The sequence below is a fragment of the Gabonibacter massiliensis genome, assembly GCA_001487125.1.
GTDB classification, from domain to species: domain Bacteria; phylum Bacteroidota; class Bacteroidia; order Bacteroidales; family Marinifilaceae; genus Gabonibacter; species Gabonibacter massiliensis.
Genome location: LN913012.1, coordinates 126,245 through 144,299 on the forward strand (window position 1 = coordinate 126,245; position 18,055 = coordinate 144,299).

An 18,055-nucleotide genomic window follows, 5' to 3' on the forward strand; every position below is an offset into this window, starting at 1 on the left:
GGGGGAGTTATTTCTCTTTGGGGGACGATTGTATTTTTTGGTATTGTATCTTCTTGATTCTCCGGTTATCCACTTCTTCTATCGTAAACTGATGATTTTTATAGGTGATGACATCTCCTTTTTGAGGTAATTCGCCTTTAATCTCCAGAATAAGTCCGGCTAACGTATCCGCGTCTCCTTCTATATCTTCAAAACTCTCTTCTTCAATATCGGTTATTTTAAAGAAATCGTTGAGTAAGGTAGAAGCTTCGAATACGTAAGCGCCGTTTTTACTCCGCGTGTAAAAAATCTCCTGTTCGTCGTATTCGTCGTTAATGTCTCCCACGATCTCTTCTATGATGTCTTCCATCGTCACAATTCCGGAAGTTCCCCCGTACTCGTCGACCACGATGGCCAAATGGACTTTTTTACTTTGAAACTCTTCCAGTAAATCGTTGATTTTTTTGGTTTCCGGAACGAAATAGGCGGGGCGAAGCAAACTTTGCCATTTGAAATCGTTTTTTTCATCCAGGTGTTGCAACAGGTCTTTGACGTAAAGTATCCCGTTGATATTATCCAGGTTTTCTTCATAGACAGGCATTCGCGAGTAACCGTGTTCCGTAATGATCTCTTTTACCTGTTGGTAAGAAGATTCTATATCTATGGCAACTACGTTGATTCTGGCTCGGATAATATCGATTACGGCTATGTTTCCGAAACGGACTATACCTTCCAGAATGTCTTTCTCTTCATTAATTTCCGAGTCTTTCGTTAATTCCAACGCTTTCGAGAGTTGATCGATGGATATGGCATCTTTTTTTTCGATGCGGTTACTGATGATTGAAGTTGACTTGATTAATAAATACGAGAGCGGTCGAAATAAATGAGACAAAAACAGGAGCGGGCCGGTCATTAGAATAACCACCTTTTCTTGTGAACGATTCGCGTATAATTTGGGTATGATTTCTCCAACCAAAAGGATGATAAACGTAACTGCAATCACTTGGATAATGAAGCCCAGTACGGGATTTGCGGATAAATTGAATAAAGAATTAACCAGATAAGTCGAGAGTATGACGATTCCGACATTGACAAAATTGTTGGAGATAAGGATGGTGGCTAACAAAAGATTGGGCTTTTTTTGAAGATGGCATGCCTTATCGTATCCTTTTTCTTCCAAATGTTTTAGTTGAGTGGGCGATAGTGAGAAAAAAGCAACTTCCGAGCCAGAAATAAGAGCTGAACATATCAGCAGGAATAGTAAAATAATAATGAAAATAAGATCAAGCGTTCCAAATGAACCGGTAAAAATCTGCTCCGCCGGGGGAAAATAATCTGTATCCAAGGTTACTTTAATTGGTTAAACATAAAATCGTCCAAAATTATAAAAAAAACCGGAGGTTTAGCGCTTATCCCGTTAAAAATTCGGTTGTGCGGACGAATTTGTCCCAAGGTAAGCGTAAACCTGGATAAATTAGAAGGGAAGATCGTCGCTATCGTCCGAATTGCTTAAACTGCTTGGAGCTTCTGGCATAGGAGGTTCCGGCGTTTTTTCATAGTTGTCCTGTTTGCGGGATAGCATTTGCATGGTATCTCCGTAGATTTCCGTCGTGTAACGTTTATTCCCGTTTTGGTCGTCCCAGGTACGTGTTCTAAGGCGTCCTTCAATATAAAGGGTCATCCCTTTTTTCACGTACTTTTCGGCAATTTGCGCTAAATTTCTCCAAAGTACAATATTATGCCATTCCGTTTGGCTGACACGTTCTCCGTTTTTATTATTGTATGTTTCCGTTGTAGCCAAGCTAAATCGAGTGACCGCAACCCCTCCTTCCAAGTACCTGACCTCCGGGTCGGCACCGACGTTTCCTATAAGAATAACTTTATTTACCATAATTATTTAAGATTAAATTTGACACAAATTACAAAAAATAGTTGATTAAAAAAAGTTTTTGACTTTGAGAAACGAAGATAATATTTTATCGTTAAAAATGAAAAACGGCTCGATGGATAAGATTGCGTTACGTGGAGCGGGAGACAGGCGGGTTGCAAAATTCACTATTTCAATCTGTGGAGTGAAAAAATATTGACAAAAAAGTCTAAGTTTGTTTCATTGTTTGTGGAAAAGATATATATTTGCAGACTGAAAACAGAGATTAAAGAAATATATTATTGAATATTAAATATTTAAAGAAAATGACAAAGGCGGATATTGTGAATGAAATTTCGAGAACGACCGGAATCGAAAAAGTAGCTGTTCAAGCGACGGTAGAAGCATTTATGGAAGCGATTAAAGGTTCTGTTGTTGAAGGCAAGAACGTGTATTTGAGAGGTTTTGGAAGTTTTGTTGTGAAAAAAAGAGCAGAAAAAACAGCTCGTAACATTTCAAAAAACGTAACGATTAAAATTCCTGAACACTTCATTCCTTCATTTAAACCTTCAAAGAGTTTCGTTGTTCAAGTAAAGGAAAAAGTTAAATAAGAAAGGAGTGTAAGTTATGCCAAGCGGAAAAAAGAGGAAAAGACATAAGATGGCTACTCACAAACGTAAAAAAAGACTGAGAAAGAATAGACATAAGAAGAAGTAGTCGTTTGTGAGTTAAGAGATATAAACCTAAAGGCTATAGCCTTTAGGTTTATTTAGTATAATACGATTAATTGTTTTAGGTAGTGAGTACGGAGTTAGTCATAGATGTAAGAGCAGAAGAAATAGTGATCGCTCTATTAAAAGATAAGCGATTGGTAGAGTTGACGACAGAGAAGACTAGCATGAAGTTTGCCGTAGGAGACATCTATTACGGGAAGGTAAAAAAGATTATGCCGGGGCTTAATGCTGCTTTTGTTAATGTCGGGTATGAAAAAGACGCTTTTCTTCATTACCTTGATTTAAGTCCCCAATTCCATTCACTGGATAATTATATTAAACAATGTATTGCCAGAAGGGGGATGCCGGTTTCCAAATTGAAGCTGGAGCCGGAAATCAACAAGAACGGTAAGATATCGGATGTGCTTAGCGTGGGACAGTATGTTGCTGTTCAAGTCGCCAAGGAACCTATTTCGACTAAAGGTCCGCGTTTAACTTCCGAGTTGAGTATTGCCGGACGTCATTTGGTTTTGATGCCTTTTTCCGAGAAGGTGTCTGTTTCGCAAAAAATAAAATCTGTCGAAGAACGGAAACGTTTAAAACGACTGATAGAGAGTATACGCCCTAAGAATTACGGGGTGATTGTTCGAACGGTAGCAGAAGGAAAGAATGCGGAGTTGTTCGACAGTGAATTATGCGAACTCGTGGAGCGGTTTGAGACTGCTTTCAAACATATACGGGACATAGAACCTCCCAAGTTGATTTTGGGGGAGATCGACCGGACGAGTGCCATGCTTCGCGATATTTTGAACTCTTCTTTTGAAAATATTTATATTAATGATATTACGTTGAGTAAAGAGATAAAAGGTTATATCAGTACAATAGCCCCGGAAAAAGAGGATATCGTGAAGTATGTTTCGACGGATGTACCTATTTTGGATCATTTTGGCGTTGATAAACAGATAAAGTCTTCTTTGGGACGTACCGTCTCTTTTAAAAATGGAGCCTATTTGATTATTGAGCATACGGAAGCTTTCCACGTGATTGATGTGAATAGTGGTAACCGCACTAAACTTGGCGATGATCAGGAGACGAATGCCTTGGAAGTGAATTTAGCTGCGGCTGACGAGGTGGCTCGTCAATTGCAATTGAGGGATATGGGAGGGATCATCGTCATTGATTTTATTGATATGCAATTGGCTGAAAATCGACAGAAATTGTACGATAAGATGAAATCGGCCATGGAGATAGACCGTGCCAAACATACGATTCTGCCTTTAAGTAAATTCGGTTTAATGCAGATCACGCGTCAGCGTGTACGTCCTGAAATGACGGTGACAACGACGGAGACTTGCCCCGTGTGTCACGGTACGGGAAAGGCTGAAGCCGCGGTATTGTTGATCGATAAAATAGAAGATCAGCTGGAATATTTGATTGTTGAAAAAAAATACAAGATATTGAAGATCAAAGCGCATCCTTTCGTGGAAGCTTATTTGAAGAAAGGTTTTTGGTCTATTTTGAGAAGGTGGCGATTCAAATATTTTGTATCTATCCAAGTGATAGGCGTGCCTTCGTTTTATATTTATGAATATAAATTTTATAACCGTTTTAACCGGGAAATCGAAGAGTCGTGATTTGTTCAAATTTGGATCATAAAATATAAATAATTGTCAATATTTGACTTGTATGGTGTATGATAAGTGAATTTTTGCTAAGTTTGCAAGGTTCACTTATTTTATTTGTGATCGAGACATATGAAAATGGATGTTTTATATAAATGGATGTTTATGAAAAAAGGACTATTGGCACTATTTTTTGCTCTATGTGTAGGAAATATAGCGGCTTTTGCCCAAATGACCGAAGACCCTACTTCCTGGTCTTTCTCTAAAGAGAAAACCGGAGAAAATGAGTACGATTTAATTTTAGAGGCCACTTTACAACCGGGTTGGTCTATCTATTCCATGTATACTCCGGCTGGAGGCCCCATGCCGGTATCTCTGACTGTTGATGGAGTTGGAAAGGGCATTGAATTGGCAGGGGATGCGGTTGAAGGAGAACCGAAAAAGAAATATAGCGATATTTTTAAGGTAGACGAATGGTATTTCACGGATAATTATCGATTGGTTCAAAAAATTAAAATAACAGACCCTGCCATAAAGGAGGTAAGGGGAACGATCGAGTATCAGACTTGTCAGGATGGGGCTTGCGTACCGGGGGAGAAGGAATTTTCTATTCAGTTGGAGGAAAAGAAGGCTACGAATACTGCCGGTGCTCCATTAACGACTGATCCGGCGAAGGATGATTCTTTGTGGTTGTTTTTTTGGCTGGCTTTCGTCGGTGGTTTAGCTGCTGTGGTCATGCCTTGTGTCTTTCCGATGATTCCGATGACCGTCTCTTTTTTTATGCATGGGGATGCTAATAAGGCGAAAGCGAAGGCAAAGGCGTTGTTTTTTGCCCTGTCGATTGTTGCGATTTATACGGCATTAGGGTTGATTATTTCAATCTTTTTGGGACCTGACTTTATCAATTGGTTGAGTACGAATTGGATTCCCAATATCTTTTTCTTTATCATTTTTATGGTTTTCGCCGCTTCTTTCTTTGGGGCTTTCGAGATCGTATTGCCCTCCTGGTTGGTAAATAAATCCGATAAACAGGCGGATAAGGGCGGATATATCGGCGCTTTCTTTATGGCCTTTACCCTGGTATTGGTCTCCTTCTCCTGTACGGCTCCCATTGTCGGTACCGTTTTAGTGGAAGCCGCGAGAGGTTCAATCCTCCGTCCGATTATCGGTATGTTGGGTTTCTCGATAGCGGTTGCCTTACCTTTCGGTTTCTTCGCTTTTTTCCCGTCGAAATTGAGTAATTTACCCAAATCCGGCGGTTGGCTGAATTCGGTAAAAGTGGTGTTAGGATTTATAGAGGTTGCTTTGGGATTCAAATTTTTGATGGTAGCGGATCAGGTTTATCATTGGGGATTATTGGATCGGGAAGTTTATATTGCGATCTGGATAACCATATTTACCTTGCAGGGACTCTATCTTATGGGTAAAATAAAATTCGCTCACGATAGCGATTTACCTTATATCGGAGTGCCTCGTCTCGCTTTTATTATCTTGACGTTCTCTTTTGTCGTCTATCTGATCCCGGGTATGTTCGGGGCTCCTTTAAAGGCTTTAGCCGGTTATTTCCCTCCTCAGGAGAGTATCGATTTCGATATCAACCGGATTGTCAGGGAGAATGCGAAAGAGATAATGAAGAGTGGAATCAAGGTCGGGAATGCTGCTGATGTTTCAACAGAAAGTGTAAAATATTCGGACTTTTTGCATTTACCTCATGGACTGGAAGGGTATTTTGATTATGATCAGGCATTAAAAGCCGCTCGAAGTCAGAATAAGCCTTTGTTTATTGATTTTACGGGACACGGTTGCGTGAATTGTCGGGAGATGGAACAAAGTGTATGGTCGGATCCGAGGGTTTTAGAGATGTTGAAGAACGATTACGTGGTGGTTGCCTTGTATGTGGATGATAAGGCGAAGTTACCCGAAGAGGAATGGTATATTTCCGAATACGACGGAAAAAAGAAAAAGACGTTGGGAAAAAAGAATGCGGATTTCCAGATAAAGAAATTCGATTCCAATGCTCAGCCGAACTATATATTATTGGACAGCCGGGGAGGAAACGATACGGATTTGAAACCTCATATCCTTGCTCCACCGCGGGGACATAATTTGGATCGGGATGCCTTTGTCGCTTTCCTGAGAAAAGGATTGGAAGAGTATAAAGCCCGGCAAACGGAAAATTAGACGATCCCCCCTCCAAAGATGCTCTTTGGAGGGGGGATCGATTCTCGTGTCAGAAGTAGAGAGAATAAAATCCGTGGTTATTGAATATTCGCTATCTTTGCTCCCGTAATATATCACCGTAGGATCGATGGAAACAAATCCTGAATTGGAATTGGCGTATGACTTTTTGGAAAACACGGGCTTGAACGTATTCCTTACCGGAAAAGCCGGTACCGGCAAGACCACTTTTTTGCGTCGGTTGAAAGAGCGGACCCCCAAAAGGATGATCGTGGTCGCCCCGACGGGTGTGGCGGCAATTAATGCGGGAGGAGTAACGATTCACTCATTTTTCCAGTTGCCTTTTGGACCTTATATACCTGGGCTTTCGGAAGCGGTAGGCGGAGAAGGTAAAAAATCAAAAATCAATAAATTTAGTCGGGAAAAGATTAACGTTATCAAGAGCATAGATCTGTTGGTCATTGATGAGATCAGTATGGTAAGGGCAGATCTATTGGATGCCGTAGATGATGTGTTGCGTCGTTACCGGGACCGGTCCCGGCCTTTCGGGGGTGTACAGTTATTGATGATTGGAGACTTGCAACAGTTGGCTCCTGTCGTGAAAGAAGACGAATGGGCTTTACTGAAAGAACATTACCCGTCGATATTCTTTTTTTCGAGCAAGGCTTTGGCTGATACCCGGTTTGTGCCTATCGAATTGAAACGGGTGTATCGTCAGCAGGAATCCTTTTTTTTGGAATTGCTGAATCAAATACGGGAAAATAAGATAACGGCAAATGTATTGAATAAATTAAATGAACGTTATGTTGCGGGGTTTGATTCGGGAAGCGAGGAGTATATCGTTTTGACCACTCATAATTTTCAGGCAAAACAGATTAACGAGAGTAAGCTGTACGCTTTGGAAACGGAAACTTATTCATTCAAAGCCGAGATTAAAGGGGAATTTCCGGTTTACGCTTACCCGACGGATGAGAATCTTGCTTTAAAAAAGGGGGCTCAGGTGATGTTTGTGAGAAACGATGCTTCCCCGGAAAAACGTTATTATAACGGAAAGATTGCAATTGTAACGGAGATCAATCGTAATTTGATCCGGGTGAAGGGAAAAGAGGACGGGGCATTTATCGATGTAGAGAGGGTAGAATGGTGTAACACGAAATATAGCGTGGATCCCGATACAAAGGAGATCACGGAAATTGTTGAAGGCAGTTTTTCGCAGTTTCCCTTAAAAGCGGCTTGGGCTATTACCATTCATAAAAGTCAGGGACTAACATTTGATAAAGTGATCATTGATTCCGGTGCGGCTTTCGCCCACGGACAGGTTTACGTGGCTTTAAGCCGTTGTAAAACCTTCGAGGGGCTGATTCTGAGAACGCCGGTAAATGTTCGTTCTTTAGTAAACGATACGACGATCGATCGCTTTATGACGGAGTTGAAAGAGCATCAACCCGGATCACAATTGTTGAAAGAGGCTCGTCGGGAGTATTATAAAGAGTTGCTGTTGGAACAGTTTGATTACGGTACATTGCAGCGTCGTTTACGTTATCTTTTTTTTCTTTTAGATGATAATTTAGGTCGTTTCTATCCGGATTTTGTTGCTAAATACCGGGACGCCAATGAACGATTTGCGGTTGAACTCTACCAGGTAGCCGAGCGGTTTAAAGGTCAATTGAAACGGTTATTGGAAGGGGAGACAGGGGCGGAGTCTCGCAAAATACTCGAGGAACGGATCGTAAAAGGAAAAATATATTTTGAAGAGAGTACGGAGAAAATTTTGGGAACCCTATTGCTTCTGCCTCTACCGGAAATCGATAATAAAGAGGTACGGAAATCGATAGATAAAGCTTTGAAAAACCTGCAGGAGGAATTGAATATAAAGACAGATACATTAAGATCGATCTCTGACGGGTTTGATATAAAGTGTTATTTGATCGCTAAAGCCAAGGCTCGTATCGAGGTCCCTCAACGAAAACAGAAATCGAAGAAGGCGGATGAGAAGCAGGAAGTTACTCGGGATATTTTGCATCCGACGTTATACGAGGAGATTCGGATTTGGAGAAAGGGGGAGGCCGACCGGTTGAAGCTGCCGGTTTATACGGTGCTTCATCAAAAAGCATTATTGGGAATCGCTAATGTACTTCCTACCAATTCGAAAGAGCTTTTGTCCATTCCGGGCATAGGGAAAAAGGTCATCGAACGTTATGGGGCCGTTTTATTGGACTTAGTCGATCGATATCGTTTTCAAGGGGATAAAAAATAGCGTTAAGATTTTACTTAACGCTATTTTTTTATCTGTAAGAATCTTTTATTCTTGAGCCTTGGGTACGAACATGAGGTCTACCACGTCAGCGCCTTTAAACAATTTTTTGGCGAAGTTCTGGATATCTTTCGGTTTTACACTATCGACGATTTTATCGAAATTCTTCGGATCGTTGATGTTGATACCGGAGATGAAGTAGGTTGTCAATGCGTTTAACCAATAAGAATTATGTTCTTTACCTTGTTCGCGGTTTTTCTTCATTGTAGTAACCACTTTATCCAATTCTTCCTGAGTGGGTCCTTCTTTCATTAATTTGTCGATTTCCACGTAAAGAAGTGATTTCAGATGCTCTGCTTTATCCGGGTCGCAATCGAAATTCATGGTCATGCTGTAACTTTGATAAGGTTCTCTGGAAGAACCGGCATTTACACCTACGCCATAGGTTCCTCCTTCTTTTTCACGGATATTTTCAGTATAGCGAAGATCTAAAATTCCTTTCAGAATATTGTTATAGATGTTGTTTGCAACGCTATATTTCATCTCTTTGGAGTGGTGGGTAATCACCGTTGTTTTCGGTGTTGTCAAGGCTATTTCGATTACTTTTTCCGTTTTGCCTTTCGGACCTCTAACCTTGTTATCTCTCCAAGTCTCTTTTCTGTTATAAGATTTAATGGAACCGATGTATTTTTCAGCCATCGTTTTTGCAATCTCCGCATCGATGTTACCCACGATGAAGAAAATGAAATCGCTGGCATCTTTGATACGATCGCGGTAGATCTCTTCAATCTGTTCGATACTTACTCTGTCGAAGAACTCTTTGTTGACAAGTAAAGTTCTCGGATTGTAATTGCTCGTAATCAAATCTATTGAATCCTGCATTATTTTTTGCGGGTTCTTTTGCATATTGGCGATAGCCGCGTATTGTCTTTGCATAAGGGTATTGTGTACCTCTTTGTCGAAACGGGGTTTTTCAAAGCGCAGATAAATCAATTGCATCAGCGTTTCGAAATCTTTTGGAATAGAGCTACCTCCGACTGACTCGGAAAGGCTTCCTATGCTTACTTTTGAACCGGCTCGTTTTCCCGTGAGCAGCTTGCCTAAGGTAATATTGTCATAATCTCCCAGACCGTACGCTCCTACTAAGTCGGCCGTAACTTGTGCGGAAGCTAATTTATCCAAATCATACAAAGAGGTTCCTCCTTTACTATAAGAAGTGACTACAACCTGATCTTTTTCATAATCGGCTTTGCGATAAACTACTTTCGCTCCGTTGGCTAAAGTCCACTCTTCTGCATCGAATTGCGGAAGTTTTTTAACGGAAACGATTTTGGCTCCCGGTAACTCTTCGTTAATCAAGGAGGACTCTGCTATTTGGTCTTTATACGGTTCGATATCGGATTTGTCTACTTTATCCATAACGGCTAAAGCTTCTTCTTTTGTGATATGAGTAGCTCCTTCCGACGGTCCTTGTACTACGATAACCATGTTTTGAGGTTTGATGTATTCCTGGGCAAGGGCGGAAATCTCCTCTACGGTAACGGTAGGAATAATCGTTTTCATGAAATTGTAGTAGTAGTCGAAATCTACCATAGGTTCACCTTCCAAGAAGTTTTGTTTGATTTCTTCTATATAGGATTCAGAAGAAATTTTATCCTTTTGTTTAAGAGCGGATTCCAAGCTTACCAACGTGTTGGTTTTTACTCTTTCCAACTCGCCTTCTGTAAAGCCGAATCTTTTTACTCTTTCATTTTCACGATAGATGGCTTCCAAAGCTAAGGCTTCTTCATTGGGTTTGGCTGTTGCAGACATGATATAGATGCCCGTTCCTCTGACCATTCCGCTAAAACCGCTACTACCGTTGATGAAAGGAGGATTCCCTTTTTGCAGTAATTCACGGATCCGTTGGCTCAACATAGCATTATAGAAAGATTTCAACAATTCATTTCTCATGTATTGGTGATTTTTTTCTTCTTTAGGAGAGGTCGGAAATTTAATGTAAACGGCTACGGAAGATTGGGTAACTTCTTTATCGGTAGCGCATACGTAACGAATATCCTCGTGTGCGGGGACCGTGTATACTTCTCTAACAGCTGCATCTTTTACCGGCGGAATTTGAGAGAAAAGTTCGATGATTTTTTTCTCCATTCGATCCACGTCGAAATCTCCGACGACAGCTATTGCTTGTAAATCGGGTCTGTACCATTTGTGATAATAATCCCGTAACGTTTGGTATTTGAAATTTTTGATGATATCTAAATTTCCGATCACATCTCTTTCTGCGTATTTGGAACCTTCCAACAAAACAGGCATAACCTGAGCTCTGATCCGGAAACCGGGGGTTCTTCTGGTCCTCCACTCTTCGGTAATCACACCTCTTTCGCTATCGATTTCATCTCCTTCCAAAATAAGGTAGTGGGACCAGTCGTGTAATACCAGCAGACAAGTATCCATTAAGCCTTCATTGGTGGTAGGAACATCGCTGATGTTGTAAACCGTTTCATCTTGAGCCGTATAGGCGTTAATGTTACGTCCAAACTCAACACCGTGTTTTTCCAACATATTTACGATCCCTTTTCTGCCGGGGAAGTGTTTGGTTCCGTTGAATGCCATGTGTTCCAGAAAGTGGGCCAAACCATCCTGATCGTCATTTTCCAAGATCGCCCCCACGTTTTGGATGATATAAAAACTTGCTCTCTCTTTGGGTTCTGCGTTATGACGCACGTAATAAGTTAAGCCATTGGCTAATTTCCCTGTTCTGACCTGTGGGTCTAAGGGAAGCGGTGCTTTCATATCATATTGTGCGAATAAGTTTGCACTGATTAGTGATATGATGGCACACACGATTAAAAGTCTTTTTACCATACGAGTTTTTTTAATGTTTTAATGTTTGTGTTTGCAAATATAGTAAACACTGCTTCAATTGATATGAAAAGTTAACGGTTTAACGTTAATTTAGGGGGTAATTGTAAAAATAGGGAAAAATGAACCTGTTTTTCTTTATATAGCAAGATTTCTTGTTAATTATTTTTAATGTTCAACTCTGATTTTGCTAAAAGATAAGGGGATTATGTGACATTTCTTTGGAATTTCCGTATAAAGAAAAATAGATCGGAGAAAAATTATGGAATTAAAAATGGATTGGCATCGTTGGTTTTCCTGGCTTGATTTGGGAATTACGGATCCGGAGACAGCTCCTACGCTTGAAATCGTCATTCAGTTAATCGTTATCGTGATTATTGCGTGGCTTTTAACTTTTATTGCCCGGAAATGGATCGTTAAACTGATCGCCCAAATGGTTCATCGTACGAAAACGAAATGGGACGACATATTATTTCAAGAGCGTTTTTTTGAAAAATTGTTTAATTTGATTCCGCCTATTTTTATCGATTTCGCCATCCGGTTCGTATACGGGGATTGGGAAAAAATCGATACTTTCCATCATTTGATCGTTGTCTGGATATTGATTGTGACGGGATTTATCATGATAACCGCAATGGATGCGGCCAATAAAATTTATGAATCTTATCCGATTGCCAGAGACCGTCCGATTAAGGTATTTATACAGGTGGCTAAGATCTTTGTTTTCTCTGCCATTTTTATTACAATTATCAGTATTTTCATAGGAGAATCTCCCCGTAATCTCTTGGTCGGATTGGGTGCTTTTGCCGCGGTACTTATGTTAATTTTCAAAGACTCCATTTTAGGGTTTGTAGCCGGGGTGCAATTATTGGCGAATCAGATGATAAGGATCGGGGATTGGATCGTGATGCCCAGTAATAATGCTGACGGAACGGTGTTGGAAATCAATCTCTATACCGTGAAAGTGCAAAACTGGGATATGACGATAACAACCATACCGACTTACCAAATGGTTTCGGCTTCTTTTACCAATTGGCGGGGAATGCAGGAGTCTGACGGTCGGCGGATTATGAGATGGGTTAATATTGACATGCATTCTGTCCATTTTTTATCGGATGATGAGATTGCCGTCTTGAGAAAATCCGAGTTTTTGAAAGGATATATAGAGAGCATTTTACCTGAAATAGACAAAGCAAATGAGGGAAAGGAGGATATACTTGACGAAAGGCGTTTAACGAATTTAGGAGTGTTTCGACATTATGCCGTATTGCGTTTGAAAGCTAATCCGGATATTAATTTGAACATGACCTATATGGTACGTCAGCTTCAGCCGACTCCGACGGGAATTCCTTTGGAGATTTATTGTTTTTCCAAGAATAAGGAATGGGTTGCTTACGAGAAGATACAATCCGATATTTTCGACCACTTGTTGGCTGTGATTCCCTATTTTAATTTGCAAGTATTCCAGTATCCGAATCGAATTTTGGTAAATGAACCGGGTGAAATGAAAAGTTAGGTTGACAAGCTGGTATAATTAGATTTTTGTACTATTTTTGGAGGCTAAAAATAGTCGAATGAAGCGTAAAAAGAATTTTTGGAATAAGCTAAAAAACAGATATAAGCTGACCATCTTCAACGAATCTACTTACGAAGAGGTTATGCATTTCCGTTTGTCCCCATTGCATGTATTCATGGCATTGAGTACGTTAGCGGTGGTTTTGATTACGTTGACGATCATATTGATTGCTTTTACTAATTTGCGGGAATTTATTCCGGGATATCCGGATCGGGCCATGAGGCGTCAGATTACTTTGAATGCTTTACGAGTTGACTCGTTGATGGTCGAGTTAAATAAAAAAGACCAATTTTTTCAATCCATCCGTATGGTTATGACGGGGGAGGACGGAGATACCACAGCCAGGGTTACAACGTCTGTAGAGAAGATTAATCATGATACCATTGTTATGGGAACTACTCCCGAAGAGAATGGTTTTAGGGAGATGATAGAGGAGAAAGAACGTTTTAATCTTTCGTTGGGACAGATCTCTTCTTCTCCAGATGATTTTTATCATTTCTTTCCGCCGTTGCAAGGGATTGTGACCAATCACTTTGATGAGGCGAAGCGTCATTTCGGTATCGATCTGGTAACGAAACAGAATACCAATGTCGCGAGTGTGTTGGACGGAGTGGTCGTTTTTGCGGATTGGACGGTGGAGACGGGTTTTGTCCTGGCTATTCAACACAGTAGTAATTTGATCTCTATTTATAAACATAATTCCGTTCTATTGAAGAGACAGGGTGATTTTGTCCGGGCCGGAGAAGTTATTTCGATTGTCGGGAACACGGGAGAAGAGACAACGGGTTTGCATTTGCATTTGGAGTTGTGGAAGGCTGGAAAGCCGATTAATCCGGAGAATTATATTAAGTTTAAATAGATAAAAGAGAACGTTCGGGATAGAGTATGTTTCCGGCGTATGATAGATAATGATGAAAAATATTGCAGTATTAGGTTCGACAGGTTCGATTGGAACTCAGACGTTGCAGGTGATAGAGGCAAATCCCGAACGTTTTCGTGTTGAGGTGCTGACTGCCAATAATCAGGTCGAATTGTTAGCTCAACAAGCCGTTCGTTTTAAACCGAATATGGTAGTTATTGCTAACGAGGAGAAATACGGACAATTAAAGGAGTTATTGGCGGATGAAGATATAAAAGTATACGCGGGGAGCGAGGCGATAGCGCAAGTCGTGGAGAGTTCCACTATCGATACCGTTGTCTCGGCTATGGTGGGGTACAGCGGTTTATTGCCTACGATCCGGGCGATAAAAGCAGGCAAGACGATAGCATTGGCCAATAAAGAGACGTTAGTCGTTGCCGGTGATTTGATTCATGACCTGGTAACGGAATATAAGGTAGCCCTATTACCCGTGGATTCGGAGCATTCTGCTATATTTCAATGTTTAACGGGCGAAATGAATAATCCTGTCGAGAAAATTTTGTTAACGGCTTCCGGGGGGCCGTTTCGGGGTAAGGATTATGAATTTTTGAAGCAGGTCACTCCGGAGCAAGCTTTGAAGCATCCGAATTGGAAAATGGGGGCTAAAGTGACGATCGACTCCGCTTCCATGATGAACAAGGGATTTGAAGCTATCGAGGCCAAGTGGTTATTTGGTTTGAAACCTTCCCAAATAGAAGTGTTGGTTCATCCGCAATCGATCGTACATTCGATGGTTCAATTTACGGACGGATGTATCAAAGCCCAATTGGGAGTGCCCGATATGCGTTTGCCTATTCAATATGCCCTAACCTATCCTGACAGGATCGTTTCTTCATTTGAACGTGTCGATTTTAGCCGGTATTCCAATTTGACATTCGAGAAACCGGATCCGGTCACTTTTCGTAATTTGGGATTGGCTTTTGAAGCCATGGAAAAAGGGGGAAACATCCCTTGTATATTGAATGCGGCGAATGAGATTGCGGTCGATGCCTTTTTGAAAGAGAAAGTCTCGTTTACTCGTATGCCCGAAATCATAGAAGAGACCATCTCCAGGGTTTGTTTTATACAGAAGCCCGATTTGCAAGATTATATAGAAACGGATAGGGAAGGACGTAAAATAGCTGTGGATATTATTGAAAAATAGAGTTATACGGAGGATTTGTCGGGAAAATGTAGGAAATTAGACAGATGAAATTATTGAAGCTAAAATTTTAAAATTGAAATATGGAGATAGTTGTAAAGGTAGTACAGTTTATATTGAGTCTTTCCATTTTAGTCTTGTTACATGAATTCGGACATTTTACGATGGCGAAGATCTTTAAAACCAGAGTCGAAAAATTTTATATCTTTTTTAATCCGTGGTTTTCGCTGTTTAAATTTAAGAAGGGAGATACTGAATACGGAATGGGGTGGTTGCCTTTAGGCGGATATGTGAAAATTTCCGGAATGATAGATGAATCCATGGATATTGCCCAGATGAAAGAACCTCCTAAGCCTTATGAATTTAGGGCTAAACCGGCATGGCAGCGTTTGTTGATTATGCTGGGAGGAGTTTTGGTTAATTTTATTTTGGCCTTCTTTATTTATATCATGATTTTATTTGCTTGGGGAGAGAAATATTTGCCGGCAGAGAATGTGAAATACGGGGTTGTTTGTGATAGCTTGTTCACGAATGTGGGAGTGCAAACCGGCGACATTGTTATCTCCTTGGATAATCAGAAATTAGAACGTTTTTCCGATATTATTCCGACCATCTTATTGGAGAGTCCCCAAACGATGCAGGTGCTTCGAAACGGACAATTAGTAAATATTGATTTGCCTTCATCGTTAGTGAAAAATTTACTGACATATTCCTCCAAGGGATTCGCGCATAAAATGCTGATAGAACCCCGTTATCCTTATTCGGGGGAGATTGTTGGTTTTGCTAAAGAATCTCCTGCAAAAAACGCGGGTATTACAGAGAGTGACCGTTTTTTGAAACTAAATGGAAAAACGTTTGCTTTTTACGACGAATATACGAAAATCATCCGTTCACATAAAAATGACACCTTACGGGCAGAAATTTTAAGGGGTGCGGATACATTAACCGTGGCTATACCTGTGGGAGCCGACGGGATAATAGGAGTTGGAGTTAAAATAGATCCGGCTTTTGATTATGCCGTGAAGTATTACTCTTTTTTTGAAGCTATTCCGGCGGGCATCCATATGGGGATCGATCAAATCAGTTCCTATTTGAAGCAGTTTAAATTGTTTAAAAATCCGGAGGCGTTGAAATCCGTAGGAGGCTTCTTATCTATCGGTAATATATTCCCGGGATATTGGGATTGGCAAGCTTTTTGGAGCTTAACGGCTTTATTATCTATAATTTTAGGGGTGATGAACTTATTGCCGATTCCGGCATTGGACGGTGGCCACGTGGTGTTCTTGTTGTATGAGGTTATTACCCGGAGAAAACCGAATGAGAAATTTTTGGAGAATGCGCAAATAGCAGGAATGATTTTTTTATTGTTACTGCTTGTATTGGCCAATACGAATGATATACTCAAGTTATTTCATTAAGACATGCTTTTATGGGTAAAACGGTTGAGCAGTTCAGGGAATACAGGGCAAAAATGAATGAAAAGATTTTAGCCGCCGACAACAAAGTGATTAAACGGATTTACAATCTGGATACGAATACTTATAGGGATGGGGCTCTTTCTGCCACGGTGAAAGAGATGTTGGGTCTGGCCACTTCTATGGTATTGCGTTGTGATGATTGTATTAAATATCATCTGGAGCGTTGTCATGAATTAAAGGTAACCACGGAACAATTGTTCGAGATTTTTGCCGTGGCGGATCTTGTAGGAGGTACTATTGTTATTCCTCATATGAGACGTGCGCTTGAATATTGGGAAGAATTGGGAGAATACGCTTCCGAGAACTCCGGGGAAAGGTAGAGGTTCGGTGCAGGTAGATATTTTCGGATAAAACGATAAAAGATGCATAAAATAGTAGCAGGAGTTTTGATATTGCTGTCCGTTCTTAAAACGGGTTACGGACAGGTAAAGGAAGAACGTTGTCGAATTGTATTTTATAATGTTGAAAATTTGTTTGACGTTAAGGACGACCCTAATACATCAGATGATGATTTTACTCCCCATGGAAAACGACATTGGGGAAAGGAGCGTTACCATTCAAAGATACGGCATATTTCGGAAGTTTTGAGTGCGACCGGAGAGGGGGAATTGCCTGTTTTTATCGGGTTGGCGGAAGTAGAAAATCGGGAAGTGCTGGAAGATTTGATTGGTAAAACGGTTCTGGCTGATGGCGGGTATGGTATTGTACATGCGGATTCTCCTGATCCGAGAGGGATAGATGTGGCTTTTTTATATCGTAAGCCGTATTGTCAATTGTTGAAAGCCTGTTTTTTTCCGGTATTTTTGGAGGGAGTGGGTCATACGAGAGATGTTTTATACTGCAAAGGAGTGATCGGAAAAATAGATACGCTTCATTTTTTTGTGGCTCATTTTCCTTCGATGAGAGGGGGTGAGAGTCAGAGTGAATGGAAACGTGTTCGTGCCGCTAAGGTCATTCGTCAACGAGTAGATTCCATTCAGGCCGAAAACCCGAGAGCCGCGATCGTTATAATGGGAGATCTTAACGGTAAGGCCAATACTATTGCACAGAAAGCTATGAAAACGAAAAATTCCGATGCCCGTAAAATAAAGGATAAAGGATTGTATAATACCGGGTATTATTTGTTGAGGGAGAATCACGGGAGTTATCGGTACAAGGGCGTATGGCAGACCATCGATCATTTGATCCTGTCCGGGGTTTTACTCAATGGCAAGTTCCCTTTGCAAGCTTCTCGACATTTGACGGTGGGAACATTCGGTTTTTTGTTTGAAGAAGATAAAAAATATTACGGGGTGAAGCCGAAACCTACCTATAGGGGCCCCTATTACGTGGGTGGATATAGCGATCATTTACCGATTTATATCGATTTGAAAAAATAAATTTTTATATTCAATACTTTCGTTTATTTTTGCAGCGTAAAAATTCATAAACAAGATATGGACGATTATCATCAACAGTATTAATCA

At 40.7% G+C, this 18,055-nt stretch carries 13 protein-coding genes; 10 read left to right on the forward strand and 3 right to left on the reverse strand.

The window, feature by feature from the left end; all coding sequences use genetic code 11:
• Positions 1-7: 7 nt before the first annotated feature.
• Positions 8-1,324 carry a gliding motility-associated protein GldE gene (gene gldE, locus BN3283_RS02880; protein WP_059025585.1) on the reverse strand — a complete coding sequence of 439 codons (1,317 nt, stop codon included), beginning with the start codon at positions 1,322-1,324 and terminating at the stop codon, positions 8-10.
• Positions 1,325-1,453: 129 nt separating this feature from the next.
• Positions 1,454-1,873, reverse strand: a complete 420-nt coding sequence (locus BN3283_RS02885; protein WP_286137511.1) for a single-stranded DNA-binding protein — start codon at positions 1,871-1,873, stop codon at positions 1,454-1,456.
• 281 nt (positions 1,874-2,154) lie between these two features.
• On the opposite strand from BN3283_RS02885, the gene BN3283_RS02890 reads away from it, so the two are divergent.
• The 4 genes from BN3283_RS02890 to BN3283_RS02905 all read left to right on the forward strand — a co-directional run bounded on the left by BN3283_RS02890 (position 2,155) and on the right by BN3283_RS02905 (position 8,616).
• Complete coding sequence (locus BN3283_RS02890; RefSeq protein ID WP_449415972.1) at positions 2,155-2,457, forward strand: HU family DNA-binding protein; 303 nt, start codon at positions 2,155-2,157, stop codon at positions 2,455-2,457.
• 188 nt (positions 2,458-2,645) lie between these two features.
• Positions 2,646-4,193 (forward strand): Rne/Rng family ribonuclease, encoded by a 1,548-nt coding sequence (locus tag BN3283_RS02895; protein ID WP_041502605.1) that lies wholly within the window; start codon positions 2,646-2,648, stop codon positions 4,191-4,193.
• A 153-nt stretch (positions 4,194-4,346) separates the two neighbouring features.
• Positions 4,347-6,362, forward strand: a complete 2,016-nt coding sequence (locus tag BN3283_RS02900) for a protein-disulfide reductase DsbD family protein (RefSeq protein WP_059025764.1) — start codon at positions 4,347-4,349, stop codon at positions 6,360-6,362.
• A gap of 127 nt (positions 6,363-6,489) precedes the next feature.
• Positions 6,490-8,616 carry an HRDC domain-containing protein gene (locus BN3283_RS02905; protein WP_059025587.1) on the forward strand — a complete coding sequence of 709 codons (2,127 nt, stop codon included), beginning with the start codon at positions 6,490-6,492 and terminating at the stop codon, positions 8,614-8,616.
• Between the two features lie 45 nt (positions 8,617-8,661).
• Here BN3283_RS02905 and BN3283_RS02910 read toward each other — a convergent pair whose 3' ends face one another.
• Positions 8,662-11,478: a M16 family metallopeptidase gene (locus tag BN3283_RS02910; RefSeq protein WP_041502608.1), complete on the reverse strand. Its 2,817-nt coding sequence runs from the start codon at positions 11,476-11,478 to the stop codon at positions 8,662-8,664.
• A 259-nt stretch (positions 11,479-11,737) separates the two neighbouring features.
• On the opposite strand from BN3283_RS02910, the gene BN3283_RS02915 reads away from it, so the two are divergent.
• From BN3283_RS02915 to BN3283_RS02940, 6 genes are all read left to right on the forward strand, one after another.
• Positions 11,738-12,991, forward strand: coding sequence for a mechanosensitive ion channel family protein (locus BN3283_RS02915; protein ID WP_041502609.1), 1,254 nt, complete (start codon positions 11,738-11,740; stop codon positions 12,989-12,991).
• Positions 12,992-13,049: 58 nt separating this feature from the next.
• The gene (locus tag BN3283_RS02920) at positions 13,050-13,910 is read left to right on the forward strand and encodes a M23 family metallopeptidase (protein ID WP_041502610.1); all 861 of its coding nucleotides are present in this window, start codon (positions 13,050-13,052) and stop codon (positions 13,908-13,910) included.
• Between the two features lie 52 nt (positions 13,911-13,962).
• On the forward strand, positions 13,963-15,114 hold the full coding sequence (locus tag BN3283_RS02925) for a 1-deoxy-D-xylulose-5-phosphate reductoisomerase (RefSeq protein WP_059025765.1): 1,152 nt from the start codon (positions 13,963-13,965) through the stop codon (positions 15,112-15,114).
• 80 nt (positions 15,115-15,194) lie between these two features.
• Entirely contained in the window at positions 15,195-16,529 is a 1,335-nt protein-coding gene (rseP, locus tag BN3283_RS02930) for an RIP metalloprotease RseP (protein ID WP_041502612.1), read from the forward strand.
• Between the two features lie 11 nt (positions 16,530-16,540).
• Positions 16,541-16,909, forward strand: coding sequence for a carboxymuconolactone decarboxylase family protein (locus BN3283_RS02935; RefSeq protein WP_059025588.1), 369 nt, complete (start codon positions 16,541-16,543; stop codon positions 16,907-16,909).
• Positions 16,910-16,951: 42 nt separating this feature from the next.
• A complete protein-coding gene (locus tag BN3283_RS02940) occupies positions 16,952-17,968 on the forward strand; it encodes an endonuclease/exonuclease/phosphatase family protein (protein ID WP_059025589.1) in 1,017 nt (338 codons plus the stop codon).
• The last annotated feature ends 87 nt before the right edge of the window (positions 17,969-18,055 follow it).